This is a genomic window from Micromonospora sp. M42, assembly GCF_000568915.1.
Classification (GTDB): Bacteria; Actinomycetota; Actinomycetes; order Mycobacteriales; family Micromonosporaceae; genus Micromonospora; species Micromonospora chalcea.
The window spans coordinates 4,274,055-4,299,664 of the sequence record NZ_KK037233.1 but is presented as its reverse complement, the minus strand read 5'-3'; the positions used below and the strand labels follow the sequence as shown (position 1 = coordinate 4,299,664).

The following is a 25,610-nucleotide window of genomic DNA, read 5'->3' as shown; positions in this document are numbered from 1 at the left end:
CGCCGCTCACGGCGTCACGAGCGCCCGGCGGCCCGCCCTTTCCAGGAGGATCGACATGGACTTCCGGCTCGACGAGGAGCAGCAGGCGCTGCGGGAGAGCGTCCGGGAATTCGCCCGCGAGGTGGTCGCGCCCACCATCGCCGAGCACTACGAGCAGCACACCTTCCCGTACGAGATCGTCCGTCAGATGGGCAAGATGGGCCTGTTCGGGCTGCCGTTCGCGGAGGAGCACGGCGGTATGGGCGGCGACTACTTCGCGCTCTGCCTGGCCCTGGAGGAGCTGGCCCGGGTCGACTCCAGCGTGGCGATCACGCTGGAGGCCGCGGTGTCGCTCGGCGCGATGCCGATCTACCGGTTCGGCACCGAGGAGCAGAAGGCGCAGTGGTTGCCGAAGCTGCTCAGCGGTGAGGCGCTGGCCGGGTTCGGGCTCACCGAGCCGGGCACCGGGTCGGACGCGGGCGGCACCCGGACGCGGGCGGTCCTGGACGGCGACGAGTGGGTGATCAACGGCTCGAAGGCGTTCATCACCAACTCCGGCACCGACATCACCGCGCTGGTCACCGTCACCGCAGTCACCGGTACGCGGCCGGACGGCGGCAAGGAGCTGTCCACGATCATCGTGCCGTCGGGTACGCCCGGCTTCACCGTCGCGCCCGGCTACTCGAAGGTCGGCTGGACCGCGTCGGACACGCACGAGCTGACGTTCGACGACTGCCGGGTGCCGGCGGCCAACCTGCTCGGCGAGCGCGGCCGGGGCTTCGCCCAGTTCCTGCGCATCCTGGACGAGGGCCGGATCGCCATCGCGGCGCTCGCCGTCGGCCTGGCCCAGGGCTGCGTGGACGAGTCGATCAAGTACGCCAAGGAGCGCCAGGCGTTCGGTCAGCCGATCGGCAACTACCAGGCCATCCAGTTCAAGATCGCGGACATGGAGATGAAGGCGCACACCGCCCGGCTGGCCTACTACGACGCCGCCGCGCGGATGCTCGCCGGTGAGCCGTTCAAGCGCCAGGCGGCGATCGCCAAGCTGCACGCGAGCACCGTCGCGGTGGACAACGCCCGCGAGGCGACGCAGATCCACGGCGGGTACGGCTTCATGAACGAGTACCCGGTGGCCCGCTTCTGGCGCGATTCCAAGATCCTGGAGATCGGTGAGGGCACCAGCGAGGTGCAGCGCATGATCATCGCCCGTGACCTCGGCATGTGAGAGGCGCACTCGTCCGCATCCTGTCGGATAACGGCAGGGGACGGTCGGGTGGGTGACGATGGGCTGTGGAGCGTCGGAGTCGATCCGTACTCTTCGTGCCCATGACTCCGGATCATGACGGTGCGCGGAGCCCAGGCGGTCGCACCGGTCTGTCCGATCTGTTGCGCGGGCACCGGCTCGCCGCCGGCCTGACCCAGGCCGAGCTGGCGGGCCGGGCCGGCGTGGGCGTGCGGACGGTCCGCGATCTGGAGCGAGGGCGGGCCGTCCGCCCTCAGCGCACCACAGTGGATCTGCTGGCCGACGCGCTCGGCCTGGCCGGTGACGACCGGCGGGAGTTCGTCGCCACCGCCCGGCCCACGCCGGCCCGGCCCGGACCCCGCCTCCCCGACACCGCAGCCGCCGGACCGTCGGCCGCGCCGGTCGCGTTGCCCCAGCCCGTACCCCTGGTGGGCCGCGACCGGGACGTGGCCGAGGTGTCCGGTCTGCTCGACGCCCACCCGGTGGTGAGCCTGGTCGGGCTCGCCGGGGTCGGCAAGACCGCGCTCGCCGTCACTGTCGCGCACGCGGTGGCGGCCCGGCACCCGGGCGGTGTCAGCGGGGTGCTGGTCGGGGAGGGCTCGGACGTCGCCGACGTGCTCGCCGCGTCCGCGTCGGTGTTCGGTGTGAACCGGCTGGCCGACCTCGCCTGCCGGCTCGACGGCCGGCCGGCGTTGCTGGTCGTCGACGCGGTCGACCGGGCACCCGAGCCGGTGGCCGGGGCGCTTCGCGCCCTGACCGCCGCCGCGCCGGATCTCCGGGTGCTGGTGACCGGCCGCCGCCCGGTCGGGTTGCCCGGCGAGCTGGTCCGCCCGGTCGCGCCGCTCGACGTGCCACCGGCGGACGCCGCGCCCGCCGACCGGGCCGACCTGGATCGCTGGCCCGCTGCGGCGCTGTTCGCCGCCCGCCTCGCCCAGGCCCGCCGCGAACCACCCACGGCGGCCGAGCTGCCGGCGCTCGCCGCGCTGGTACGCCGCCTCGGCGGGCTGCCGCTGGCGATCGAGCTGATGGCGGCGCGGGGACGCATCCTCGACGTCACCGAACTGCTCGACCGCTACGGCGACCGCGTGCTGGACCTGACCGGCGCCCATCCCGGGTGGGAGCCCGCCGCCGACCGATCGGCCGGCACGGTGACGCTGCGCGAGGCGGTGGCCAGCAGCTACCACCTGCTCGCGCCCGCCGACCGGGCCGCGTTGCGGCGGCTCTCCGCGTTCCGTAACCGCTGGTCGGTCGAGCTGGCCGAGGAGCTGCTCGCCGGGAGGCTGCTCGCCGGGGAGCTGCTCGCCGGTGGCGGCGAGCGGTGGGACGCGGCGCCGATGCTGGACCGGCTGCGCGAGCTGGGCCTGCTCAGCGTCCGGGGCACCGGCCCGTTCCGGTTCCGGTTGCTGGACGCGGTCCGTGACTTCGCGGCCGAGCAGGCCGACGTCGAGGGCGAGACCGCCGGGATCCGGCTCCGGCACGCCGCGGTGATCGCCAGGTTCGTCCACCGCACCGCGCCCGGGCTGGTGGGCGCACAGTTGTCCGGCGCGGTACGCCTGCTCGACGAGGCGACGAGCGACATCACCGCCGCCCTCGCGTACGCCGCCGAGCATGCGCCGGAGACGGCGCTGCTGCTGGCCGCGTCGCTGCCCCGGTGGTGGCGGCTGCGCGGGCGGGACGTCTCCGGCCGGCGCTGGCTGCGGCGGCTGCTGGCCGATCCGCGTACCGCCGGCACCCGGTCCACGCTGCGGGCCTGGGCGATGCTCGGCGCGGCCCGGCTGGCCGCCGAGCACGGCGCGGGCGCGGAGGAGTTGCCGGCCGCCCGGGCCGCGCTCGTCATCTTCGCCGAGGCGGGTGACGTGGTCGGGGAGCTGTCGGCCCGGTCCGTTCTCTGCGTGCTGCTGCGCGGGCTCGGTGCGCACGACGAGGCCCGTGAGCAGGCCGAGGCCGCGCTGGCGACGGCCACCCGCCACGGCCGGGTACGCGAGATGGCCGTTGCCCAGTCGCACCTCACCTGGCACGACGTACGCGCGGCGCGGCTGGCCGACGCCCGGCGGCGGCTGGCCACCGTGGACCGCCTGGCGGCGCAGTGCGGCGACCGGCGCCTGCGCCTGCTGGCGCGGGCCGATCAGGCCGAGCTGACCCGTCTGGAGGGCCGGTACGCGGAGGCGGTCGAGCAGGGCCGCCGGGTGGCGACAGCGCTCGCCGAGCTGGGCGATCCCCGCCGACAGCGACGGACGGTCGGCAAGGTCGCGCTGGCGCTCGCCGGCCAGGGCCGGGGCGACGAGGCGCTGGCCGCGGCCGCCGAGCTTTGGCCCTCGGGTGCGGTGCCGGGCCAGCGTCGGCCGCCGGTCGTGGAGAGCCTGAATCCACCCGGCGCGGTGGCGGACGCACGCGCCGAGGACGCGCTGCGTGGGCTGATCGAGGGGCACGTGGCGCTGCGCCGGGGGGACCGGGAACTGGCGGTGGAGTGGTTCGCGGCGGCGGCCGACGCGGCGGCGGGCGGCGCGGGCCGGCGCGACCTGGTCGAGGCGCTCGTGGGGCTGGCGGTCAGCAGCGGGGACCCGGCCGTGCTGGACCGCCTGGACGCCGCTCGGCGGGCCACCGGCGTCAGCCTGCTGCCGCAGGAGGAGGAACTGCTCTTCTCCCTGGCGGCCCGGCGTCAGAAGGCACGCTGACCAGCGGCCGCGTGCGCCAGGAGGCGGAGGGCGCGGGGGTGGCGCGAACGAAGTAGCCCCCTGGTGCTGCCCCTCGCTCGACGCTCGCGCCAGCACCCCCCGGTGCCCCCCGCTCCGGGAAGACTACCGATGGGCTGCAAGAGATATGGGGGCTTTTGCGCCCCTTTGCCCGACTGTTTGAGCGGTTCTGCCGGTCATTCTGCCGGTGACCCGCCGGTATCAATCGGCGGATAGTGGAGCTGTGGACCGTCGGCAGTGGACCGTCAGGCGGCGTCCTCGTCCGGCTCGGTGCTGCCGGCCGTGGCGCCCGGGTGGACCGCGTCCCGGACCCGGCGCAGCCCGTCCAGCAGCCCGTCGAGCTGGCTCGGGTCGAGCTGGCCGGTGAACCACTGCTCGATGATCCGCAGGTGGCCGGGAAGGATGGCGTCCAGCCGGCTCAGGCCCGCTGCGGTCACCACCGCGAAGGAGCTGCGGCGGTCGGACGGGCAGGCGCGCCGGCGGATCAGCCCGTCCCGCTCCATCCGGTCCACCACGCGGGTCACGCCGCTGGTGGAGAGCGAGGTCTGCGCCGCCAGGTCGGTCATCCGCAGCTGGTTGTTGGGTGAGCGGGCGAGTCGGGTGAGCACCTCGAACTCGACCGGGGAGAGGCCGTGCTCGTCGAACTGGGCGGCGAACCGGGCGGAGAGCCCGGCGTGCGCCTCGACGAGGAGGCCGACGGCGGTGATCCGGGGATCGTCGAACACGTTCTGGTCCACGCCACCATCCTAGCAACACTTGACACAGGGAATATTGCTGTAGCTATAGTTGCTCAGTCAGTCGTTGGGATACTAAACCGTTTTCCCCGGAGGAGAGCACCATGACCAGCAGCACCGAGGCGACTACCCGCGACTGGGAGGGTCTCACCATCCCCACCCCCGGCACCTATCTTCTGGATGCCGCGCACAAGCGTGTCGGATTCGTCGCCCGGCACATGATGGTCAGCAAGGTACGCGGTGAGTTCGCCGACGCGACCGCCACCATCACCATCGCCGACGACCCGATGCAGTCCACGGTCACCGCCAGCATCCAGGCCGCCAGCATCAACACCGCACAGGCGGACCGCGACGCGCACCTGCGCAGCCCGGAGTTCCTCGACGTCGAGCAGTACCCGACGCTGGAGTTCCGCAGCACCGAGGTGAAGTCCCGCGACGGCAACGAGTTCGTGCTCGTCGGCGAGCTGACCATCAAGGGCGTGACCCGTCAGGTCGAGCTGGAGGTCGAGTTCGAGGGCGTCGGCCGCAGCCCCTTCGGGCAGGACATCTTCGGCTTCTCCGCCTCCACCGAGATCGACCGCGAGGACTTCGGCCTGACCTGGAACGTGGCGCTGGAGACCGGCGGCGTCCTGGTCGGCCGCAAGGTCAAGATCGAGATCGAGGGTGAGGCCATCCGCCAGGGCTGAGCCCGGCCAGGCCCGCGGGGCCCGCACCGTCCGCCGACGGTGCGGGCCCTTCCCGTGTACGCGCAGCGGGTGCGAATCGTCACCCGATGTTCTCCGGCCGACGGCGCTGGTGGGGGTGCCGACGGGGTACAGGTGCAGATCTGCCGCCCGTACAGCGGGCTGCGGACGGGGCGCACTTACGCGCACCACGTGAATGGTTCACAATGCGTTGCGGAACGGTACGGTTCCGTCGCACCGGCGTCGGGAGGACACATGGGCAGAGACGTCGACCAGGGCGCCTTCTCCCGCGAGGATCGGGTCCGCTACCGGCAGAAGGTCCGGCGCTGCCTGGACGTCTTCGCACTGATGCTCGACGACTTCGGCTTCGACGCCGACCGGCCGATGACCGGGCTGGAGATCGAGCTGAACCTGATCGACGCCGCCGCCGAACCCGCCATGCGCAACGACCAGATCCTGGCCGACATCGCCGACCCGCTGTTCCAGACCGAGCTGGGGCAGTTCAACCTCGAACTGAACGCCTCACCCCGGCTGATCGAGGGCAGCGGCTTCGCCGACTACGAGCAGGACCTGCGCAGCAGCCTCAGCCGCGCCGACGAGCGGGCCGCCAAGTCCGACGCGACGATCATGATGGTCGGCATCCTGCCCACGCTCACCGAACGCCACCTGGTCGCCGACAACCTCTCCACGAACGAGCGGTACCGCGTCCTCAACGACCAGATCGTGGGCGCCCGGGGCGAGGACATCGAGCTGGACATCAACGGCGTCGAGCGGCTGCGTACGCACACCGACTCGATCGCGCCGGAGGCCGCCTGCACCAGCCTCCAGTTCCACCTGCAGGTCGCGCCGGACAGCTTCGCCGACTACTGGAACGCGTCCCAGGCGATCGCCGGCGTCCAGGTCGCCGTCGGGGCCAACTCGCCGTTCCTCTACGGCCGGCAGCTCTGGGCGGAGACCCGGATCGCGCTGTTCCAGCAGGCCACCGACACCCGCCCGGACGAGCTGAAGGCCCAGGGAGTACGCCCCCGGGTGTGGTTCGGGGAGCGCTGGATCACCTCGATCTTCGACCTGTTCGAGGAGAACGTCCGCTACTTCCCGCCGCTGCTGCCGATCTGCGAGGACGAGGACCCGGTCGAGGTGCTGCACGCCGGGGGCGTGCCCCAGCTCGGTGAGCTGCGGCTGCACAACGGCACCGTCTACCGCTGGAACCGGCCGGTCTACGACATCATGAACGACCGCCCGCACCTGCGGGTCGAGAACCGGGTGCTGCCCGCCGGCCCGACAGTGGTGGACATGCTCGCCAACGCGGCGTTCTACTTCGGGCTGGCCCGCGGCCTCGCCGAGGCGGACCGTCCCATCTGGAGCCAGCTGACGTTCAGCTCGGCGGAGGAGAACTTCCACGCCGCCGCCCGGCGCGGCATCGAGGCGGTCCTGCACTGGCCGCGCCTCGGCGACGTACCGGTGACCAAGCTCGTCCTCGAGACGCTGCTCCCGGTGGCCGAGCAGGGGCTGGACCGGTTCGGCGTCGCCCCGGCCGAGCGGGACCGTCTGCTGGGCGTGATCGAGGGCCGTTGCCGTACCGGCCGCAACGGCGCGGTCTGGCAGACCGAGACGGTGTGGGCGGCCGAGCGGCACCGCGGCCTGGACCGCGAGGCCGCCCTGCACCACATGGTCAAGCGCTACGCCGAACTCCAGCGCAGCAACGAGCCCGTACACACCTGGCCCGCCGACTAACCCCGCCCCCGCCCCCGCCCCCGCCCTCCCGCCCCCGCCTCGCCGATCTTGGAGTTGTGGCGCCTCGGATGCCCTTGTTGGGCGGTTTGGGAGGCACCACAACTCCAAGATCGATGGGAGTGGGCGGGATTCGGGCGACCGCTGAGGAGCCTCGGGGTACTACGAGGGCTTGTCTGAACGTGACGAGGGACCGTCCTGGCTGGTCTGCGGGTGGTCCAGGGCTTCGGGCTGGCGCTGCGGCGGGACAGCCCGACCCCGACGGCCGGTAGCCGACCGGGTGGCACGGCCCTTCTCCGTTCCGGTCCGGCCGACGGCTACGCCAGGCTCGGCTGCGGCCGTCGCCTCACGCGTGCCGGCCGAGGTGTCCGGTGCCTTGTCCGTCCCGGCCGCCCAGTCCGCCGACCGGTCCGAAGCTGACCGGTCCGACGCTGACCGGTCCGATGCTGACCGGTCCGACGCTGACCGGCCGACCGCTGACGGGCTCGACGGATCTGCCGCCGACGGACCCGATGTGCCGACCGCTGACGGGCTTGACGGATCTGCCGCTGACGGGCGGGCCTTCCGCGCCCCGAACAATCCGGTCGAGCGCCGGCGCGACACGCCCGACGGGCGTTCACCGGAGCTGCCCGCCGACGACGTGCCGGACGGGTCCGACGCGGATCCGGCCGGCTCCGACGGCCCGTCCTTCGAGGCCGGGTCGCCGGTCGCCAGGTCGCCGGTCGCCGGGTCGGCCTCGCCGACGACCGGGTCCGGCTCGCCGGTGCGCTGGCGCGGAACGGTGACCCGCTCGGCGGCGCGACGCTCGGCGCGCTGGGCGAGCGCGGCCGTCAGCATCGAGCCGCCGACACCGGCGATCACCGCGTACGGGGCGATCAGGTGGGCCGACAACTGCTCGGCGGCGATCCCGGCGAGCCGCGGTACGGCGAGCAGGTACGCCAGTGCCACGAGCAGCGGTCCGGCCGCTCCGGAGGCGGCCGCGCCGACCCGTACCTCGGCGGCGCGGGCCGCGCGCCGGGCCGCCAGCACGCCGATCACGAGCGCGGAGAGTACCGACAGCAGCGCGCCGGGCCAGTAGAAGTAGTCGCGGATCCAGAACGCGCCTCGGTCCGCGCTGATCTGCCAGATGCCGAGTTGGGCGGTGGTCAGGCCACGGCCGGCGATCACCCCGTCGACCACCGACACGACGGCGAGCAGCCAGAGCCAGCCCGAGGTGGCGATGAGGTTGGTGGCGGCGGCGCGGGTGTGCAACGCCCAGGTGGCGAGCAGCATCCCGAGAAGCAGTCCGGCTCCCGCGTACGCGGCGGCGACGGTCTGCGGCGCGGACACGTCCGGCACCTGGGCCGCCCGCGCCGGCACCGCCACCAGCAGTACGGTGACGAGCGCGCCGACAGCTGCGGCGAGCACCAGCGCGAACCGGGGCGGCCGGCCCTGCGACTCGTCGTCCCGGCCCCGCAGGCGCTGGGCGCAGACCGCGCCGGCGATGACCGAGGTCGCCGCGATCCAGGTCGCCCACGCGAGGCTCGCCACCCAGGCCGCCTCGATCCGTACCGCGCCGGTCGGCGCCCAGTTGATGATGCCCAACCCGTACCCGAAACCGAGCTGCGCGGCGCCCGCGCCGGCAGCGACGCCGAACGCGGCGGCGGTCGATCCTCCCCAGCCCCGACTGACCATGCCGGGGAGCGTAACGTCCCGAGGTCGGCGCGGCGAGTCGTGGCGACACGCCGTGACCGTTTGGCAGCGGTGGATACGGTCGTCGATGAGCGGGGGCGGGGGACATGACGGACGAGCGGCGACCGGACGGCGACGGCACCGGCCCGGGACGGGCCCGGCTGTTCCTCGGGGGTGGCCTGGCAGTGGTTCTGCTGGCGGTGATCGGGGGCAGCGCCGGCTGGATCCTGGCCGGCGACCCGGACCGCCCGGCCGCCTCCGGCGAGGCCACGCCGGTTGTCACCGCCTCGACGTCCGCGCCGGCCACCACGCCTCCCGCGACCACGGCCCCGACCGGTACGCGGACGAGCACGCCCGCCGGGCTCACCGTGCCCGAGGTGGTCGGCGTCGACTTCGAGCAGGCCCGCCGGGAGTTGCGTGACCGCCGGCTCGGCTGGCGACTGGTCTTCGGCACCGGCGCCGGACGCTCGGTGGAGCGCGCCTCCCCGGCGCCGGGTACGCCGGTGAAGCGCGGCGTCACCGTCTCCCTGTTCGTGACCGGACCGGCCCCGGCGGTCAGCGTGCCCGACGTGGGTGCGCTGTCCTGCTCCGACGCCGCGGACGATCTGGTGGACGCCGGGCTCTATCCCCGCTACGGCACTGGTCGCCAGGGCCCGGTCACGGCACAGGAGCCGGTCGCGGGCAGCCCGGCGCGATGGAACGACCAGGTGGTGCTGACCTGCGGCGACACCCGGTCCGAGTCGCCGTCCGCCACCCCGTCGCAGACTGGCTGACCGGCGCGGGCGCGCTGATCCCGGCCGACCTGGCGGTGGCCCGTTACGGTGGACGATCGAGGGCCGTGCGCCCCGTCCCGGTGGGGAAAGGACGTGCCATGAGCGACGACCGTCAGGATCCTCCCGCCGGTGACGCGGACGAGACCCGCGCCATGCCCCGGCATCCGGCCGGGGAGGACGCCGACGCCACCCGCGCGATGCCGCGCGACTCGGGCGGAGAGGACGTCGACGCGACCCGCGCCATGCCGCGCAATGCCGCCGGGAGCGACGAGACCCAAGCGATGCCGCCGGACGCGGGCGGTGACGCAACCCGTCCGCTGCCCGGCGGGCCGTCGCGGCGTCCGTTGGACGCCACCGCACCGCAGGAGCCGGTGGGCGCCTGGTCCGGCCGGGCCGGGGTGCCGCCGCCGCGACCGGCCGGCTATCCCGAGCCCGGGGGCGAGTGGTACGGCGACGAGCAGGCCGGACGCCGCTGGTGGATGCCGATCCTGCTGGGCATCCTGGCGCTGCTCCTGCTGGGCTTGATCGGGGCGGGCGTGTGGCTGGCGCTGCGTGCCGCCGACCGGGATTCGGATCCGGGCACGGTGCCGTCGGCGATGCCGAGCACCTCGGCGCAGACCAGTGCCGCCCCGACGAGCGCCGCGCCGAGCAGTTCCCCGCCGAGCACGCCACCCACGACCGAGGCGGTCGAGGTGCCGATGCCACCGCTTGTGGGGCTGCCGGAGGCCGCCGCCCGGGCGGCGCTCGACCGGCTGGACGTGGACTACCGGGTGCAGCGGCGGGCGTCGGACCGGCCGGCCGGCACGGTGATCTCGACCGATCCGGAGGCCGGCTACCCGGTGGGTGAGGACGACCGGGTCACCATCGTGGTGGCCGTACCTGCGCCGCCGACCGCCGGCCCGAGCTCGCCGGGTTCCGCCCCGGCGACCACCACCACGCCCTGACGTCCACGACCGGCGTCGGAACGTTCACCACTGACGCCGGCGGGCGCCGACCAGCCCGAGGCCGGCGAGGGAGATGGCGAGCCCGAGCAGGCCGGAGTAGAACAGCGACCGGCTGAGGTCGTCGGTGGGGTCGGTGGGCCGCTCGGCGAGCGCGCCCTCGCCGCCTCCGGTGCCTGCGGGCGGCGCGTCGGCCTCCGGATCGTCCTCGTCCTGCGACGGGTCGGTGGGAGACCAGCCGTCGTCCTCGCCGGCCGCCGCCCGGGCGTCCTCGCCGGATGCGGCTCGGCCGTCCTCACCGGCCACGGTGATCTCCGGGGCCGGTACCGGCTCGGCGAGCTGCTGGGTGGCGGAGAAGGCGGGGTGCCGCACCACGAGCGCGAGCGCGGTGGCCACGACGAGGAAGGCGAACAGCCCGAGGGCATAGCCGACACGGGACCGGTGGTGCCGCCGCGCGGCGGGCAGATTGACCATGACCATCCCAGGTTCAGGGTCCGTGGCGCGCGGGTGGAACATGCCGGGGCGGGCGTACCGATTCTATGGCGTCGGCACGCCCTCCCGACCGGGAATCGTGAGGTCAGCCCACCCGGACCGGAGTCCGGACCACCGGGCGGCGGGCCGTCCGGACGGTGTGCTGCCGGGGGACCGGCGCAGCGTGGACCTGCTGCAACCCCTCTTCGAGTACGAAGATCGACCGCCGGTTGACCGCGTCCCCCGCCGCGTTCAACTCGTAGCCGTCGAGCCAGAGCCAACCGTCGTAGGTCGGCCAGTCGAGAATCCGGATCACCCGGAACATGATCGGTCGGAAGAACTGGACACTCGCCGCGCGCGTCACGTGCAGTACGTCACCGGAGCGGGGAAGCACATGGGCTCCTGGGGAGGGTCGGCCGGTCGTCGGGACCGGCGAGGCTGAACGAGGTCGGTGCGGTCCGGTGACGGGGGTCTGCCTCGTGGACCGGCGGTCGTTTGGCGGTGCTGGTCGGGCCGTACCCGCGGTGGCGGACCGCCACCCGACCATCACCCGGCTGCTCCCGGTTACCGCTCCCGCCGCCGCAGCCAAGCTGGCTTGCAGCGACGGGGTCTTCATTCCGGGGCAGGTCGCACGGCGCGGGACGGCTCCCCTCCGGCCGTCCCACGGACCGCGGTGTCACCACGCCCGGAGATCGTTCGAAGACGGTGAGTAACCCGTGCCATACGGACAGAGTGCTACAGCGACGTGCGACATGCAAGTTGCACGTCGTGTTTTGCGGATAGGTGAGGAGGACACGTGAACGGGAAACTTGAAGCGTCAGGTATCGGGGCGTCACACTGGACGCCGGTTTCGCCCGTCGCGGCCGGTCGACGACCGGCACCACCCCTGCCGCGAACGCTCGCCCGCCGCCCGCCGGTCGCGCCCGCGGTGGGTGCGGAATCGGGGCGCGACCGACCGGAGGTAGCCGGGTGACTGTGACGCAGTCGCGAGCCGAGGAGATGCCGTGACCGAACGGCGCAGCCCCACCATCCGGCGGCGCCGGCTGGGGGCGGAACTCCGCCGGCAGCGCGAGGCCGCGGGCATCACCATAGAAGCGGTGGCCGAGCAGTTGGAGTGCTCGGCGTCGAAGGTCTCCCGGATCGAGACCGGCCACACCACCGCCACGCCGCGCGACGTGCGCGACATGCTCCGTATCTACGGAGTCGTCGGCGCGGAGAGCGACGAGCTGGTGCAGATCGCCCGTGAGGCCCGGCAGAAGGGCTGGTGGCATCCGTACAGCACGGTGCTGGTCGGGGCGTACGTCGGCCTGGAAGCCGCGGCCAGCTCCATCCGGGCGTACGAGCAGCAGGTCGTGCCGGGGCTGCTGGAGACCGAGGAGTACGCCGGCGCGATGATCCGGGCGGCCCGGCCGGACTTCACCGCCGAACAAGTAGACCAACGGGTGCGTGTCCGATTGGGCCGTCAGTCGTTGTTGACGCAGGACGATCCGGTCGATCTGTGGGTGGTGCTCGATGAGGCGGTGCTGAGCAGGCCGGTTGGCGGCGACGCGGTGATGCGTGGTCAGCTCAAGCGGCTGGTGGAGGTGGCTGAACTGCCGAACGTGACAGTGCAGGTCCTGCCCTTCGAGGTGGGCGCGCACGCGGGCATGGACGGCACCTTCACGATCCTCAGCTTCCCCGAGCCGAGTGATCCCGATGTCGTGTACGCGGAGAACGCCACGGGTGGGCTCTTCCTGGAGAAGAGCGACGAACTGCAGAAGTACAGCTTCATCTTCGATCACATTCGAGCAGCGGCCATACGCCCGGAGGAATCCATCGCACATATCGCGAAACTGGCAGAGGAGCCACTGTGGAAATGGCGACCAAGGAGTTCCCCGTGGACCTGACGCAGGCGACGTGGTTCAAGAGCTCGAAGAGCGGGCCGAACTGCGACAACTGCGTGGAGGTCGCGTACGTGACCGGGGCGGTCGGGGTCCGGGACTCGAAGGACAAGACAGGCCCGGCCCTGATCTTCGCTCCGGACGACTGGCAGACCTTCGTCGCCCGCGCCCGGGGCGGCGCGTTCGGCCGGAGCTGACCGGCACCGCAGCGTGGTCCCGTCCGGCAGCGTTGCCGGGCGGGACCATTCGCGTCCGGACGCCGCACCCGTCGCCAGTTTCGATCCGCCTCGTTGAACCGCACGGATCGGCAACCGAACGAGGCAGGCGAGACGGATGACGACGATCGGTTCAGAGAACCTCACCAGCGGCCCGGGCAAGCCCGAGCGGTTCGGTGGCAAGTACCGCGGCGCCCGCCGGGACACCGTCCTCACCGAGGTGGTCTCCGGCGACGGCGAGGAGGCCCGCGAGGGTGGCGTGCCCGAGCAGGCCGCGACGCCGCTGTCCCTGCCGTCGCTGGACCCCAACCCGCTCACCGAGCCGTCGTTCCCGCCGAGCGGCTGGCCGATCGAGCAGCAGGAGTCCCTGGTGGACCATCCGCTGCTGCGCGGTCTGCTGATGGAACTGCCGCCGAAGGGCAGCGTCCCTCCGCCCGGCTGGCTGGACCGATGGTTCGAGGCGACCCGCGCGATCCTGGAGCTGCTATACGTGCAGGGCGCGAGCCGGTCGCGCTGACACCGGCTCGGCCGCCGGCATGGCCCGCTCGGCGAGCCGGTTGTGCCGCAGCGCGTGGCGTACCCCGATCGCGCACACACCGAGCACCGCGACGGTGATCACCGGGCCGGCCACTCCGGGCGCGGCGAGCAGGTCGACGCCGAGCGCCGGCAGCACGGCCACCAGCACCGCGAGCGCCGTCGCCTGCAACGGCAGCGCGATCAGCGGATGCGCCGCGGCCGCGCGCAGCCCGTGCGGGGCGGGCGTTCCCGGCGCCGCCGCGAACGCGCCCGCGCCGGAGCGCAGCCGCCGGACCCGCCGTACCGTGCAGACCGCCACCACGGCCGCCGGCGCCGCCGCGAGGCCGAGCGCGGCGGCGGCCCGGTCCACAGCGGTGTCGCCGGCGCTCTGCAGGCCCGCGGCGAGGACCGCCGCGGTGAGCGCGAGGCCGGTCAGCACCAGGGCGGACAACCATCCGGTACGCCGGCGCAGCGCGCGGGCGCGGTCGAGCCCGGGCAGGCCCTCCGCGACCAGTCCGGCGGCGAGCCAGACGGCGGCGACGGGAAGCAGTACGGCGAGGCGGTCATCCATGCCCCTCAGCCTTGCCCGTTTCGACGTTCGCCGAATCCGGGACGGCACCCCGGTTCGTCCCGTATCCGGGCCCGTAGGGGTCGTCGGGGCGGGTCAGACGTCGAAAGTGGCCGGTCGGGCGGTGGCCGGCGCCGGCGGGGTGCCTTCCACAGCCCGGTCTTCTGGGCGGCGAGCCAGAGAGAAGTAGGCCGGGTTGAGGATGACGTACCGGCGCCACAGGCGCTTGGGCTCCAGGGAGGCGCCAGAACCACTCCAGCCCGGCGCGCTGCATCACGGGCGGGTTGCGCAGCAGACCGGCGTGGTAGTCGAACGCCGCGCCGACAGCCATCAGCGGCATGTCCAGCAGCGGGCGCATGGCGTACGCGAAGACCTCCTGGCGCGGGCAGCCCAGCCCGACCAGGACGAGGCGGGCGCCGCTGGCCCGGATCCGGTCGGCGATCTCGGCGTCCTCGCCCGGGGTGGCGGCGCGGAACTTGGACGGCTCGACCCCGGCGATCTTCAGCGCGGGGAACTTGCGCTCCAGCGCCGGGACCAGCCGGGACAGCGTCTCCTCGGTGGAGCCGTAGAGATAGACCGGCAGCCCCTCCTCGGCGAACCGGGCGAGCACCCGCAGGGTCAGCTCCGGGCCGTAGACGCGGTCGGTGAGCCCGGCGCCGTGCAGCAGGTTGAGCGCCCAGCGCACCGGCTGACCGTCCGGGGTGACCACGTCGAACGAGTTGAGCCGGGCGTTGTGCGCCGGGTCGAGCACGCCGGTCATCACGCCGTGCACGGCGAGCGCGGTGAGCGCCAGTGGGCGGCGCTCGTGCGCGGCCGAGACCACGGCCTCGGTGGCCCGGGCGTAGTCGGTCGCGTCGACCCCGACGCCGAGGACGTTGCGCTTGGTCCCGGCGCTCATGCCTTCGGCACCCACTTGTCGACGTTGGCCTCGTAGATCTCGCGGAGGATCATCGGCACGTCGTACGTAATCTTCCAGGACGGGTAGTGCTCCTCGAAGCGGGCCATGCTGCTGACGTACCACTGGTGGTCGCCGGTGCGGGCCTGCTCGACGTAGTTGATCCGGGCCTCGCGGCCGGTGATCTCCTGGGCGATCCGGAACGCCTCGATGTGCGAGGTGTTCGAGTGCCGGCCGCCGCCGAGGTTGTAGACCTGGGCCGAGCGCGGCTCGCGGAAGAACGCCTCGAACGCGGTGAGCACGTCGTGCGAGTGGATCGCGTCCCGGACCATCTTCCCCTTGTAGCCGAAGAGGTTGTACGTCCGGCCCTCCATCACGCAGCGCATCAGGTACGCCAGGAAGCCGTGCAACTCGGCGGCGGAGTGCGCCGGGCCGGTCAGTGTGCCGCCCCGGAAGCAGGCGGTCTTCATGTCGAAGTAACGGCCGTACTCCTGGACCATCACGTCCGAGGCGACCTTCGAGGCGCCGAAGATCGAGTGCAGCGACTCGTCGATCGACATGTCCTCGGTGATGCCGTCGTACCAGCGGTGGTCCTCGGGCAGCTCGTAGCGGGTCTCCAGCTCGATCAGCGGCAGCGAGTTGGGCCGGTCGCCGTACACCTTGTTGGTGGAGCAGTGGATGAACGGCGCGTCGATCGCGTGCCGCCGGGTGTACTCCAGCACGTTGAGCGTGCCGCCGGCGTTCACGTCGAAGTCGGTGAACGGCTCCTTGGCGGCCCAGTCGTGGCTCGGCTGGGCGGCGCTGTGGATCACCACGGCGATGTCCTTGCCGTACCGCTTGAAGACCTGCTCCAGGCCGTCCCGGTCGCGGATGTCCACGGCGTGGTGGGTGTACGCGGAGCCGAGGTCGGCGGCGAGCCGGTCCAGGCTCCAGGCGGTCGAGCCGTCCTCGCCGAAGAAGTACCGCCGCATGTCGTTGTCGATGCCGACCACGTCGAGACCCAGTCCGGCGAAGTGCCGGGCCGCCTCGGAGCCGATCAGACCGCCGGAACCGGTCACCAACGCGACAGTCACACGCCACTCCTGGTCCGTGGGAGGCAGGGAAACCATCGGAGCATAGCGTGACGTCCGAAACGCCCCGATACGAAGCAAGGGCCCCGCTGTCTGCGGAGCCCTTGTTCTGGTGGGGATGGGGGGAGTTGAACCCCCACGTCCTTTCGGACACACGGACCTGAACCGTGCGCGTCTGCCATTCCGCCACATCCCCGTGGCACGACCCGGAACACCATATCGCATCCCGCGCCCGCCATCTGCGACGGGTGCCGGGACATATTACGCTGTCCACTGGCCACGCCACGAACGATCACCGCTCGTGGCGGGCGAAACTTTAGCACGTCCGCGGGCCTGGTCACGAACGGGCCGACGGCAGCCGGCCGAGCGGCGTGTGAGCTGCGGAGGCGGTGTCCGGATACCATCATTGCCTCGGGACCCGAGGAGGAGCCGGTGAGCGTGCTGCAACGCTTCGAGAAGCGTCTGGAAGGCCTGGTCGAGGGGGCCTTCGCCAAGGTCTTCAAAGGGGTGGTCCACCCCGTGGAGATCCTCAACGCCATGCAGCGGGAGGCCGAGGCGCACAAGGCGATCCTGGCCGGTGGGCGCACCCTTGTGCCCAACCGCTACGTGATCGATCTCTCGCCCTACGACCACAGTCGGCTGGCGCCGTACGCTGCCGCGCTGGCCCAGGAGCTGGCGCAGTCGCAGGCCGAGTTCATCGGCGAGCAGGCGTGGACGGTCTACGGCGACGTGATCGTCGAGGTCGAGCGCGGTGAGGGCCTGGACACCGGCATGTTCCGGGTCACCGCCGAGGTCTACACCGGCGGGGACGTCGCCCCGGTCTCCGCGCCCGGTGGCTACGACGCCGGCCCGGCGTACCCGGCGTACGACCAGGGCGGCGGCTACGGCCCTCCGCCCGGTCACGGCGGGGGCCGCAACGTCCGCCTGGTCTCCGGCGACGGCCGCACCTACCCCCTCCAGATGGGCTCGACCGTGATCGGCCGCGGCGACCAGGCCAACCTGCGCCTGCCCGACGTCGGCATCTCGCGACGCCACGCCCGGCTGGACTTCGACGGCGGGCAGGTCGTGCTGACCGACCTGGGCTCCACGAACGGCACGATGGTCAACGGCCAGCGGGTCTCGGCGGTCGCCCTCAACCCCGGCGACATGATCCAGCTCGGCACCACGACGCTGACCTTCCGCGTGGACGGCTGATCCCCGTTGCCGGAGCTCGTCATCACCGTCGCCCGGTTCGGGTTCCTCATCCTGCTGTGGATCTTCGTGTTCACGGTCGTCGGTGTGATCCGCCGGGACCTGTTCGCGGGCGCCCGGTCGGGCCGCCTGGTGGCCGCGCCGCGGGGGATCGGCGCGTCGACCGGGCAGGCGGGGAAGCCGGCGAAGGCCAAGCGCGGCCGGGCCGCCCACCAGCTCGTGGTCACCGCCGGTCAGCTGGCCGGCACCCGGATCACGCTCGGCGAGGCCCAGATCACCATCGGCCGGGCGGAGGACTCGACCCTGGTGATCACCGACGACTACGCCTCGGCGCGACACGCCCGGCTGGTGCCCCGTGAGGGGCAGTGGTACGTCGAGGACCTCGGATCGACTAACGGCACCTATCTCGATCGCGCTAAGGTCACCGGACCAACCCCCGTCCCCCTCGGCGTGCCGATCCGGATCGGCCGCACTTCCCTCGAATTACGGCCATGACTCTGACCCTGCGCTACGCGGCCCACAGCGACCGCGGTCTGATCCGAGACGGCAATCAGGATTCCGTCTACGCCGGACCGCGGCTGCTCGCCGTGGCCGACGGCATGGGCGGCATGGCCGCCGGTGACGTCGCCAGCAACATCGTCATCGGTGCCATGGCGCCGCTCGACGAGGACGTCCCCGGTGACGCCCTGGTCGACGCGCTCCGCTCCGCCGTGGGCACCGCCAACCAGCAGCTCCGCGACACCGTGGACGCCAACCCGCAGCTGGAGGGGATGGGCACCACGCTCACCGCGACCCTCTTCTCCGGCAGCAAGCTCGGGATGGTCCACATCGGTGACTCGCGGGCCTATCTCCTGCGCAACGGTGAGTTCGCGCAGATCACCAAGGACGACACGTACGTCCAGATGCTCGTCGACGAGGGCCGGATCAGCGCGGAGGAGGCGAGCAGCCACCCCCAGCGCTCGCTGCTCACCCGGGCGCTCGACGGCCGCGACATCGACCCGGAGTACAGCGTCCGGCAGGTGCTGCCCGGCGACCGCTACCTGATCTGCTCCGACGGGCTCTCCGGCGTGGTCAGCGCGGACACCATCGCCGACACCATGCGGGAGTACCCCGACCCGCAGCGGTGCGTGGAACGCCTGGTGCAGCTCGCGCTGCGCGGCGGCGGCCCGGACAACATCACCGTGATCATCGCCGACGCCACCGACCAGGACATCGTCGAGGCGTCCCCGATCGTGGGCGGCGCCGCCGCCCGGGACCGCGGCATGGCGACCTCGGCCGACGACTCCACCCCGGCCGCCCGCGCCTCGGCGCTGTCCGCGCCCCGGCCACCCGTCCCCGAGGAGCCGGCGGACAACCGCGACGACGAGCCCGACGGCCGGCGCCGCCGACCGCTGCGCACCGTCGCGATGGTGCTGGCGCTCGCGGTCATCGTCGGCGGCGGCGTGTTCGGCGGCTGGACGTACACCCAGCGGCAGTACTACGTCGGCGCCACCGACGACGGCCAGCTCGCGGTCTTCCGCGGCGTGCCCGGCCAGGTCGCCGGGCTGGACCTGTCGAACGTGCACGAGCGCAGTAACGCCCGGCTCGACGACCTGACGCTGGCCGCCCAGGAGCGGGTGAAGCAGGGCATCCAGGCCCGCAACGAGCCGGACGCCGAGCGCCGGCTGGCGGAGCTGACCAGCGACGACCCGGGCAACCCGAACCTCAAGCCGCTCTGCCCGCCCGACCCGACGCCCGGTGTGACCAGTCCGACGCCGGTGGCCACCACCGACCCGCTGCCCCCGCCGAGCGGCAGCCCGCTCCCGTCCACGCCGCCCGCGGGCGCGTCGACGCCCACCCCCGACGCGCCGACGCCGACGTTCACCACCACGCCCGACGCCGTTCCCTCCGACACCGTTCCGCCGGCCGATCCGGCGGGTTGCCGGTCGCCGCAGTGAGTGCCGGCTCGATCCCGAGGACGTATCCGTGACCGCAGCCGCCGTACCGGCCGCCTCGCCCGCTTCGACGGGCGAGCAGTCCGGCGTACGCCTGGCCCGGTCCCGGCGTAACGCCGAGCTGTCCCTGCTCCTGCTCGCCATGGTGCTCGTGGCGGCGTACGCGGCGATGGTCGAGGCGAAGGCGCTGGACACGATCACGTCCGACTTCTGGATCCCGGCCGCCGCGCTGGGGCTGGTCTTCCTCGGCCTGCACCTGGTGATCCGCTGGCTGGCGCCGTACGCCGATCCGGCGCTGCTGCCGGCGGTGGCCCTGCTCAACGGCATCGGCGTGGGCTTCCTGCGCCGGTACGACCTGGCCAAGGCCGCGCCCGCGGAGCGGGAGGACCTGGCCATCTTCGCCGGCACCGGTGGCCGGCAGCTCGCCTGGACGCTGGCCGCCGTGGTGCTTGCCGCCGGGCTGCTGGCGATCCTGCGCGACCACCGGTCGCTGTCCCGGTACGCGTACACGCTGGGCCTCGCCGGCATCGTGCTGGTGATGATCCCGGCGGTGCTGCCCAGCCGCTTCTCCGAGATCAACGGCGCCAAGCTGTGGATCAAGTTCGGCGGGTTCTCCATCCAGCCGGGCGAGTTCGCCAAGCTGGCCCTGCTCACGTTCTTCGCCTACTACCTGGTGCGCAAGCGTGAGGTGCTCTCGCTCGCCAGCCGGCGGGTGCTCGGCATCGACTTCCCGCGCGGGCGCGACCTCGGCCCGGTGCTGGTGGTGTGGCTGGTCAGCCTCCTGGTCCTGATCTTCGAGAAGGACCTGGGCACCTCGCTGCTCTACTTCGGCATGTTCGTGGTGACGCTCTACATCGCCACCGAGCGGGTCAGCTGGCTGCTCATCGGTCTGATCCTGTTCTTCGGCGGCGCCTATCTGGCGTACGTGCTGGGCAGCACCGTGGGCGGCCCGTTCGCGAACTTCTACGACCGGGCGCAGATCTGGCTCGACCCGTTCGCCGAGCCGTACGACCGGGGTTACCAGTTGGTGCAGGGCCTGCTCACGCTCGGCACCGGCGGTCTGTTCGGGGCCGGTCCGGGTGGCGGCCAGCCGACGCTGCTGCCCGAGGTGCAGACCGACTTCATCTTCGCCGGCATCGGTGAGGAGATCGGCCTGTTCGGTCTCTCCGCGCTGCTGGTGATCTACCTGCTGATCGTGGAGCGGGGTCTGCGCGCCGCGCTGGCGGTGCGGGACTCGTTCGGCAAGCTGCTCGCCGGTGGCCTGGCGTTCACGCTGGGCCTGCAGGTCTTCGTCATCGTCGGCGGCATCAGCAAGCTCATCCCGCTGACCGGCCAGACCACCCCGTTCCTGTCCGCCGGTGGCTCCTCGCTGATGGCGAACTGGCTGCTGATCGCGGTGCTGTTGCGCGTCTCCGACGGTGCCCGCCGACCGGTGACCGGTGGTGGCGGCCCGGCGGCCCGGCCGTCCGGTGGTCCACCCGAGCAGTTGCACGGCGCCCCGACGGAGGTGATCCGACCGTGAACGCCCCTCTGCGCCGCGTCGGCGTGGTCGTGATGGTCCTGTTCGGGCTCCTCTTCGCGAACCTGAACTGGATCCAGGCCTACAAGGCCGACGAATACCGCAACAGTGACTACAACGGCCGGGTCCAGGTCGCCGAGTACGACCGCAAGCGCGGCAACATCGAGGTCGGCGGCACCGCGTACGCGCTCAGCAAGGAGACCGGCGGTGAGCTGAAGTACCAGCGCACCTACCCGGGCGGCGAGATGTACGCGCACGTGCTCGGCTGGAAGCCGGTCAACGGCAGCGCGAGCGGTATCGAGCGGGTGGAGAACGACTTCCTCGCCGGCACCAGCGACGCGCTGATCGCCAACCGGATCAAGGACATGTTCACCGGTGACGAGACCGGTGGCGGGAACGTGGTGCTGACGCTGTCGAAGCGGGCCCAGGAGACGGCGTACAAGCAGCTGAACGACAACCAGGTGGGCGCGACGAAGGGCGCGGCGATCGCGATCGACCCGCGTACCGGCGCGGTGCAGGCGCTGGTCTCCATGCCGAGCTTCGACCCGAACCCGCTGGCCAGCCACAACAGCACCGAGGCGGACCGGGCGTACAACACGCTGGAGAAGGACAAGGATCGGCCGCTGGCGAACCGGGCGCTGTCCGAGACGCTGCCGCCCGGCTCCACCTTCAAGATCATCATGGCGGCTGCCGCGCTGGAGAACGGCGTCGGCCAGCAGACCCGCATCCCCGCCGGCTCCAGCTACACCGCGCCCGGCGCCGGGCAGCCGATCCGCAACGCCGCGCCGTCGATCTGCCCCGAGTCGCAGGTGACGCTGCGCGAGGCGGTCACCGAGTCCTGCAACACCGGCTTCGCCCAGCTCGGCGTACGCCTCGGCGCGGACAAGGTGAAGGAGAAGGCCAAGCAGTTCGGCTTCGAGCAGGACGACCTCACCGTCGGCCAGCTCGGCGAGGGTGGCCTGCCGGTGGCGGCCAGCCGCACCGGCGACATGCAGAACCCGGACGGCAGCACCGACCCGGCCGCGCTCGCCCAGTCGTCGATCGGCCAGAACAACGTGCGGATGACGCCGCTGCAGGGCGCGCTGATCGCTGCCGCGGTGGCGAACAAGGACGGCAAGCAGATGCGTCCGTACCTGGTCAAGCAGTTGCTCGGGCCGGACCGCACCACCGTCTACGACCCCGCCCAGCCGCGCGAGCTGCGCCGCCCGATCAGCGGTCAGGTCGCGGCCGACCTGCGCGACATGATGCAGAACGTGGTGAAGGAGGGCACCGGCCGCCGGGCCGCCATCGACGGCTACCTGGTCGGTGGCAAGACCGGTACCGCGCAGTCCGGCCCGAACACCCCGGACCACGGCTGGTTCATCGGCTTCGCGCTGGACAAGGACGGCACGCCGCTGTCCGCCGTCTGCGTCGAGCTGGAGCAGGCGGGCAACGGTGGCAGCGCCGAGGCGGCCCGCATCGCCGGCCGGATCATGGCGGCGGCCATCGCGGACTCCGGGAGGCGCTGACGTGCTGAGCCCGGGGGTGAAGCTCGGCAACCGCTACCGCCTCGACGAGCGGATCGCCAGCGGTGGCATGGGCGACGTGTGGCGCGGCACCGACCAGGTGCTGGGCCGTACCGTCGCGGTCAAGAGCCTGCTCCCCGCGCTGCTGGACGAGCCGGGCTTCGCCGAGCGGTTCCGGGGCGAGGCGCGGACCATGGCGACCATCAACCACCCGGGCGTGGTCGACGTCTACGACTTCGGCAGCGACCAGCACATCGCGTTCCTGGTGATGGAGTACGTCGAGGGCGACGCGCTGTCGGCCACGCTCAGCCGGGTCGGCCGGCTGACCCCGGCGCGGACCATGGCGCTGCTGGCCCAGGCCGCCGACGCGCTGCACGCCGCGCACGAGAAGGGCATCGTGCACCGTGACGTGAAGCCCGGCAACCTGCTGGTCCGGCCGAACGGCACGCTCGTGCTCACCGACTTCGGCATCGCCCGCTCCGAGCTGGTCGGCCAGCTCACCGCCGCCGGCTCGGTGCTCGGCACCGCCTCGTACATCTCGCCGGAGCAGGCCACCGGTGCGGTGGCCACGCCCGCCTCGGACGTCTACGCGCTCGGCGTGGTCGCGTACCAGTGCCTCGCGGGCCGGCGCCCCTTCGAGGGGGACAACCCGCTCGAAATCGCCATGAAGCACGTACGGGAGACGCCCCGGGCGCTTCCGGCCGACATCCCGCCGCAGGTCCGGGCCATCGTGGAGCGGGCCATGGCGAAGGACCCTTCCGCCCGCTGGCCCAGCGCCGCCGCGCTGGCGAGCATCGCCCGGCAGGCCAAGCTCGCGCTCTCCCAGGCGGCCCGCGCCGGACGGCCCATCTCGGCCGCGCCCGCCTCACCGGCCGCACCCGTCGCACGCGCTCAGGTGCCGACCGCTCCCCGGCCGCAGCCACCGGCCGCCGCCGCGCATCCGCAGCCCCGTCCGCCGGTCTCCCCGGCCCGTCCGCCCGTTTCGCCGGCCCGCCCGCCGGTGACGCAGCGCCCGGCCGTGATCGCCCACCCGGCCCCGATGCCCCGCCCGCCGGTGGCGCCGCGTGGCGCGGCACCCGTACCGCAGCGGCCCGTGCCCCAGCACAACCCCATGCCGTACGCGCGCCCGGCCGCCCCGCCCCCGCCCCGGCGCTCCCGGTCCGGGCTCTGGACGACGGCGATCGTGGTGGCCGTACTGGTCATCCTCTGCTCGGGCGTGATTTCGTTCCTGTACCGGAAATACGGTGCTACCGCATCCGCTCCGGCGAGTGTGAGCGTGACCTCCGGCGCGGTGCGGCCGCACGGAGGCGACTATCCGGTCCGCACGTCGTACCGTCGTGAGGTACGCCTCCTGCCGGCCGACGGCGGTACGACGACGAGCGAAGGACGAGACACGCGATGACAGCGCAGGCCCGCCTGCTCGGTGGCAGGTATCAGGTCGGCGAGCTGCTGGGCTACGGCGGCATGGCCGAGGTGCACCGCGGCCGCGACCTCCGGCTCGGGCGGGATGTCGCGATCAAGATGCTCCGTGCCGACCTGGCCCGGGATGCCACCTTCCAGATGCGGTTCCGCCGCGAGGCCCAGAACGCCGCCTCGCTGAACCACCCGGCCATCGTCGCCGTCTACGACACCGGTGAGGAAACCGGCCCGACGGGCGAAACCCTGCCGTTCATCGTGATGGAGTTCGTGAACGGCAGGACGCTCAAGGAGGTCCTCGGCGTCGAGGGGCGGCTCCAGCCGCGCCGGGCGCTGGAGATCTGCGCCGACATGTGCGCGGCGCTGGAGTTCAGCCACCGGCACGGGATCATCCACCGGGACATCAAGCCCGGCAACGTGATGCTCACCCAGACCGGCCAGGTCAAGGTGATGGACTTCGGCATCGCCCGGGCGCTGGCCAGCGGCGCCACCACGATGACGCAGACCAGCGCGGTCATCGGCACCGCGCAATACCTCTCTCCCGAGCAGGCGCGCGGCGAGGCGGTCGACGCCCGCTCCGACGTCTACGCGGCCGGCTGCGTGCTGTTCGAGCTGCTCTGCGGCCACCCGCCGTTCGTCGGCGACAGCCCGGTCAGCGTCGCGTACCAGCACGTGCGGGAGCAGCCGCCGACGCCGAGCACGATCAACCCGGACGTCAACCCGGCGGTCGACGCCATCGTGCTCAAGGCGCTGTCGAAGAACCCGCTCAACCGCTATCAGAGCGCCGGTGAGATGCGGGCGGACCTGCTCCGCGCCGCCGCCGGCCGGCCGGTGCTGGCCACCCCGGTGATGCCGGCCGAGGAGACCATGCCGATGGGCGCCGCCGCGGGCGGCTACCAGCAGGCGCAGCAGACCCAGATGATGGGCCCGCAGACCCGCCCGCAGCCGGTGGCGCGGGTCGGTGACCCGGGCAAGCGCAAGAGCTCGTCCTGGGTCATCGCGGCGTTCGCCGCGCTCGGCGTGCTCGCGGTGATCGCGCTGGGGACAGCGCTCTGGCTCAACCAGGCCGGCAACGAGAAGGTGTCGGTGCCCCAGCTGGTGGGCCGGTCGGCGGACGACGCGAAGGCCGCGCTCACCCAGGCCGGGCTGCGGTACGCCCCCGGCGACCCGGTGCAGAACACCACCTGCGAGAGGGGCTCGGTGGTCGAGCAGAGCCCGACGTTCGGCCAGCGGGTGGACAAGGACACCGAGGTCACCGTCAAGGTCTGCACCGGCCCGGGCCAGGTCACCATTCCCGGAAACCTGACGGGCAGCACCTACGACGCCGCGAAGGCCCGCCTGGACGAACGGAACCTGGTCGCGGTGCGCGAGGACGTCAGCAACAGCGCGCCGGAGGGTCAGGTCATCTCCGTCTCGCCCACCGAGGGCAGCTCGGTCGCCGAGGGCAGCAAGGTGACGCTCAAGGTCTCCAAGGGCAACGTCGGCGAGGTGCCGACCGTCATCGGCTACACCGAGGAGCAGGCGACACAACAGCTCAAGGAGGCCGGCTACACGGTCCGGGTCCGGGAGGGCAACGAGGTCGACCCGTCCCAGGCGGGCAAGGTCAGCAAACAGTCGCCGGCCGGCAAGACGAAGCTGGCCAAGGGCGAGCGGGTGACCATCGAGGTCGACGTGCCGCGCGAGGACGAGGAGCCGACCAGCCCGACGCCGAGCGGCAGCCCCAGCACGACGCCGACCACGCCGGGCGGTGGTGGCGGCAACGGCGGCGGCAACGGCGGCGGCAGTGGCTTCCCGTTCCCGACCATCGCGCCCAGCCGTACCGAACGCTGAGCATCACCTGACCGACGACGCGGCGGCGTCCCCGATCCCGGGGCCGCCGCCGCGCCCGTCCCAGCGCCCGCCCCTTCCCCGTCGATCATGAACTTGACGGCGACAAATCGGGCGTCGAACGCCGTCAACTTCATGATCGACGGGGCGGGCGG

At 72.7% G+C, this 25,610-nt stretch carries 21 protein-coding genes, 1 tRNA gene and 2 pseudogenes; 16 read left to right on the top strand and 8 right to left on the bottom strand.

Features of this window, described 5'->3' with window-relative positions; genetic code table 11:
- The first annotated feature begins 55 nt into the window (after positions 1–55).
- Both MCBG_RS19795 and MCBG_RS19790 read left to right on the top strand, forming a co-directional pair.
- Positions 56–1,204, top strand: a complete 1,149-nt coding sequence (locus MCBG_RS19795; protein ID WP_043327634.1) for an acyl-CoA dehydrogenase family protein — start codon at positions 56–58, stop codon at positions 1,202–1,204.
- Between the two features lie 101 nt (positions 1,205–1,305).
- Entirely contained in the window at positions 1,306–3,897 is a 2,592-nt protein-coding gene (locus tag MCBG_RS19790; RefSeq protein WP_043327633.1) for an ATP-binding protein, read from the top strand.
- 263 nt (positions 3,898–4,160) lie between these two features.
- Here MCBG_RS19790 and MCBG_RS19785 read toward each other — a convergent pair whose 3' ends face one another.
- The gene (locus tag MCBG_RS19785) at positions 4,161–4,652 is read right to left on the bottom strand and encodes a MarR family winged helix-turn-helix transcriptional regulator (protein WP_043327632.1); all 492 of its coding nucleotides are present in this window, start codon (positions 4,650–4,652) and stop codon (positions 4,161–4,163) included.
- Between the two features lie 101 nt (positions 4,653–4,753).
- Between MCBG_RS19785 and MCBG_RS19780 the strand changes: the two genes are divergently transcribed.
- On the top strand, positions 4,754–5,335 hold the full coding sequence (locus MCBG_RS19780; protein ID WP_043327631.1) for a YceI family protein: 582 nt from the start codon (positions 4,754–4,756) through the stop codon (positions 5,333–5,335).
- Positions 5,336–5,587: 252 nt separating this feature from the next.
- Positions 5,588–7,066 carry a hypothetical protein gene (locus tag MCBG_RS19775; RefSeq protein WP_043327630.1) on the top strand — a complete coding sequence of 493 codons (1,479 nt, stop codon included), beginning with the start codon at positions 5,588–5,590 and terminating at the stop codon, positions 7,064–7,066.
- Between the two features lie 474 nt (positions 7,067–7,540).
- Here the strand turns inward: MCBG_RS19775 and MCBG_RS19770 are convergent.
- Positions 7,541–8,737: pseudogene (locus tag MCBG_RS19770) on the bottom strand (hypothetical protein); the annotation flags it as partial.
- A gap of 104 nt (positions 8,738–8,841) precedes the next feature.
- Between MCBG_RS19770 and MCBG_RS19765 the strand changes: the two are divergent.
- Both MCBG_RS19765 and MCBG_RS19760 read left to right on the top strand, forming a co-directional pair.
- Positions 8,842–9,507: a PASTA domain-containing protein gene (locus tag MCBG_RS19765; RefSeq protein WP_043327629.1), complete on the top strand. Its 666-nt coding sequence runs from the start codon at positions 8,842–8,844 to the stop codon at positions 9,505–9,507.
- Positions 9,508–9,605: 98 nt separating this feature from the next.
- Positions 9,606–10,451, top strand: a complete 846-nt coding sequence (locus MCBG_RS19760; RefSeq protein ID WP_084789575.1) for a PASTA domain-containing protein — start codon at positions 9,606–9,608, stop codon at positions 10,449–10,451.
- 24 nt (positions 10,452–10,475) lie between these two features.
- On the opposite strand, the gene MCBG_RS19755 is transcribed toward MCBG_RS19760, so the two are convergent.
- Both MCBG_RS19755 and MCBG_RS19750 read right to left on the bottom strand, forming a co-directional pair.
- Entirely contained in the window at positions 10,476–10,928 is a 453-nt protein-coding gene (locus tag MCBG_RS19755) for a hypothetical protein (RefSeq protein WP_140946290.1), read from the bottom strand.
- 97 nt (positions 10,929–11,025) lie between these two features.
- Positions 11,026–11,313: a hypothetical protein gene (locus MCBG_RS19750; RefSeq protein WP_030500482.1), complete on the bottom strand. Its 288-nt coding sequence runs from the start codon at positions 11,311–11,313 to the stop codon at positions 11,026–11,028.
- Between the two features lie 610 nt (positions 11,314–11,923).
- Here MCBG_RS19750 and MCBG_RS19745 point away from each other — a divergent pair.
- From MCBG_RS19745 to MCBG_RS19735, 3 genes are all read left to right on the top strand, one after another.
- Positions 11,924–12,805 (top strand): helix-turn-helix domain-containing protein, encoded by an 882-nt coding sequence (locus MCBG_RS19745; protein WP_043327628.1) that lies wholly within the window; start codon positions 11,924–11,926, stop codon positions 12,803–12,805.
- The gene (locus tag MCBG_RS19740) at positions 12,775–12,996 is read left to right on the top strand and encodes a DUF397 domain-containing protein (RefSeq protein WP_043327627.1); all 222 of its coding nucleotides are present in this window, start codon (positions 12,775–12,777) and stop codon (positions 12,994–12,996) included. The genes MCBG_RS19745 and MCBG_RS19740 overlap by 31 nt, the downstream gene beginning before the upstream one ends.
- 136 nt (positions 12,997–13,132) lie before the next feature.
- Positions 13,133–13,531 carry a hypothetical protein gene (locus tag MCBG_RS19735; protein WP_043327626.1) on the top strand — a complete coding sequence of 133 codons (399 nt, stop codon included), beginning with the start codon at positions 13,133–13,135 and terminating at the stop codon, positions 13,529–13,531.
- Here the strand turns inward: MCBG_RS19735 and MCBG_RS19730 are convergent.
- The 4 genes and pseudogenes from MCBG_RS19730 to MCBG_RS19715 form a co-directional block, all read right to left on the bottom strand.
- Entirely contained in the window at positions 13,499–14,101 is a 603-nt protein-coding gene (locus MCBG_RS19730) for a hypothetical protein (protein WP_043327625.1), read from the bottom strand. The two genes, MCBG_RS19735 and MCBG_RS19730, sit on opposite strands and share 33 nt — an antisense overlap.
- A 93-nt stretch (positions 14,102–14,194) precedes the next feature.
- Positions 14,195–14,996, bottom strand: a pseudogene (locus MCBG_RS19725) (WecB/TagA/CpsF family glycosyltransferase).
- On the bottom strand, positions 14,993–16,102 hold the full coding sequence (locus tag MCBG_RS19720; RefSeq protein WP_051611303.1) for an NAD-dependent epimerase/dehydratase family protein: 1,110 nt from the start codon (positions 16,100–16,102) through the stop codon (positions 14,993–14,995). The pseudogene MCBG_RS19725 and the gene MCBG_RS19720 overlap by 4 nt, the downstream one beginning before the upstream one ends.
- Before the next feature lie 71 nt (positions 16,103–16,173).
- Positions 16,174–16,259, bottom strand: a tRNA-Leu gene (locus tag MCBG_RS19715).
- Positions 16,260–16,468: 209 nt separating this feature from the next.
- On the opposite strand from MCBG_RS19715, the gene MCBG_RS19710 reads away from it, so the two are divergent.
- Genes MCBG_RS19710 through pknB form a run of 7 tightly spaced genes read left to right on the top strand, consistent with a single transcriptional unit; the run spans position 16,469 to position 25,458 of the window.
- Positions 16,469–17,257: an FhaA domain-containing protein gene (locus tag MCBG_RS19710; protein ID WP_026267912.1), complete on the top strand. Its 789-nt coding sequence runs from the start codon at positions 16,469–16,471 to the stop codon at positions 17,255–17,257.
- Positions 17,258–17,263: 6 nt separating this feature from the next.
- On the top strand, positions 17,264–17,749 hold the full coding sequence (locus tag MCBG_RS19705; RefSeq protein ID WP_030500489.1) for an FHA domain-containing protein FhaB/FipA: 486 nt from the start codon (positions 17,264–17,266) through the stop codon (positions 17,747–17,749).
- Complete coding sequence (locus MCBG_RS19700; protein ID WP_043327623.1) at positions 17,746–19,191, top strand: PP2C family protein-serine/threonine phosphatase; 1,446 nt, start codon at positions 17,746–17,748, stop codon at positions 19,189–19,191. The genes MCBG_RS19705 and MCBG_RS19700 overlap by 4 nt, the downstream gene beginning before the upstream one ends.
- 28 nt (positions 19,192–19,219) lie before the next feature.
- The gene (locus MCBG_RS19695) at positions 19,220–20,710 is read left to right on the top strand and encodes an FtsW/RodA/SpoVE family cell cycle protein (protein ID WP_043327622.1); all 1,491 of its coding nucleotides are present in this window, start codon (positions 19,220–19,222) and stop codon (positions 20,708–20,710) included.
- Positions 20,707–22,215, top strand: coding sequence for a peptidoglycan D,D-transpeptidase FtsI family protein (locus MCBG_RS19690; protein ID WP_043327621.1), 1,509 nt, complete (start codon positions 20,707–20,709; stop codon positions 22,213–22,215). The genes MCBG_RS19695 and MCBG_RS19690 overlap by 4 nt, the downstream gene beginning before the upstream one ends.
- A gap of 1 nt (position 22,216) precedes the next feature.
- Entirely contained in the window at positions 22,217–23,614 is a 1,398-nt protein-coding gene (locus MCBG_RS19685; protein ID WP_043327620.1) for a serine/threonine-protein kinase, read from the top strand.
- A complete protein-coding gene (pknB, locus tag MCBG_RS19680) occupies positions 23,611–25,458 on the top strand; it encodes a Stk1 family PASTA domain-containing Ser/Thr kinase (protein WP_043327619.1) in 1,848 nt (615 codons plus the stop codon). The genes MCBG_RS19685 and pknB overlap by 4 nt, the downstream gene beginning before the upstream one ends.
- Positions 25,459–25,610: the final 152 nt, after the last annotated feature.

Coding starts and splice junctions, on each gene's coding strand:
- MCBG_RS19700 (WP_043327623.1), top strand. CDS start 17,746: ATGACTCTGACCCTGCGCTACGCGGCCCACAGCGACCGCGGTCTGATC.
- MCBG_RS19765 (WP_043327629.1), top strand. CDS start 8,842: ATGACGGACGAGCGGCGACCGGACGGCGACGGCACCGGCCCGGGACGG.
- MCBG_RS19755 (WP_140946290.1), bottom strand. CDS start 10,928: ATGGTCATGGTCAATCTGCCCGCCGCGCGGCGGCACCACCGGTCCCGT.
- MCBG_RS19740 (WP_043327627.1), top strand. CDS start 12,775: ATGGCGACCAAGGAGTTCCCCGTGGACCTGACGCAGGCGACGTGGTTC.
- MCBG_RS19730 (WP_043327625.1), bottom strand. CDS start 14,101: ATGGATGACCGCCTCGCCGTACTGCTTCCCGTCGCCGCCGTCTGGCTC.
- MCBG_RS19780 (WP_043327631.1), top strand. CDS start 4,754: ATGACCAGCAGCACCGAGGCGACTACCCGCGACTGGGAGGGTCTCACC.
- MCBG_RS19790 (WP_043327633.1), top strand. CDS start 1,306: ATGACTCCGGATCATGACGGTGCGCGGAGCCCAGGCGGTCGCACCGGT.
- MCBG_RS19760 (WP_084789575.1), top strand. CDS start 9,606: ATGAGCGACGACCGTCAGGATCCTCCCGCCGGTGACGCGGACGAGACC.
- MCBG_RS19720 (WP_051611303.1), bottom strand. CDS start 16,102: ATGGTTTCCCTGCCTCCCACGGACCAGGAGTGGCGTGTGACTGTCGCG.
- pknB (WP_043327619.1), top strand. CDS start 23,611: ATGACAGCGCAGGCCCGCCTGCTCGGTGGCAGGTATCAGGTCGGCGAG.
- MCBG_RS19795 (WP_043327634.1), top strand. CDS start 56: ATGGACTTCCGGCTCGACGAGGAGCAGCAGGCGCTGCGGGAGAGCGTC.
- MCBG_RS19775 (WP_043327630.1), top strand. CDS start 5,588: ATGGGCAGAGACGTCGACCAGGGCGCCTTCTCCCGCGAGGATCGGGTC.
- MCBG_RS19735 (WP_043327626.1), top strand. CDS start 13,133: ATGACGACGATCGGTTCAGAGAACCTCACCAGCGGCCCGGGCAAGCCC.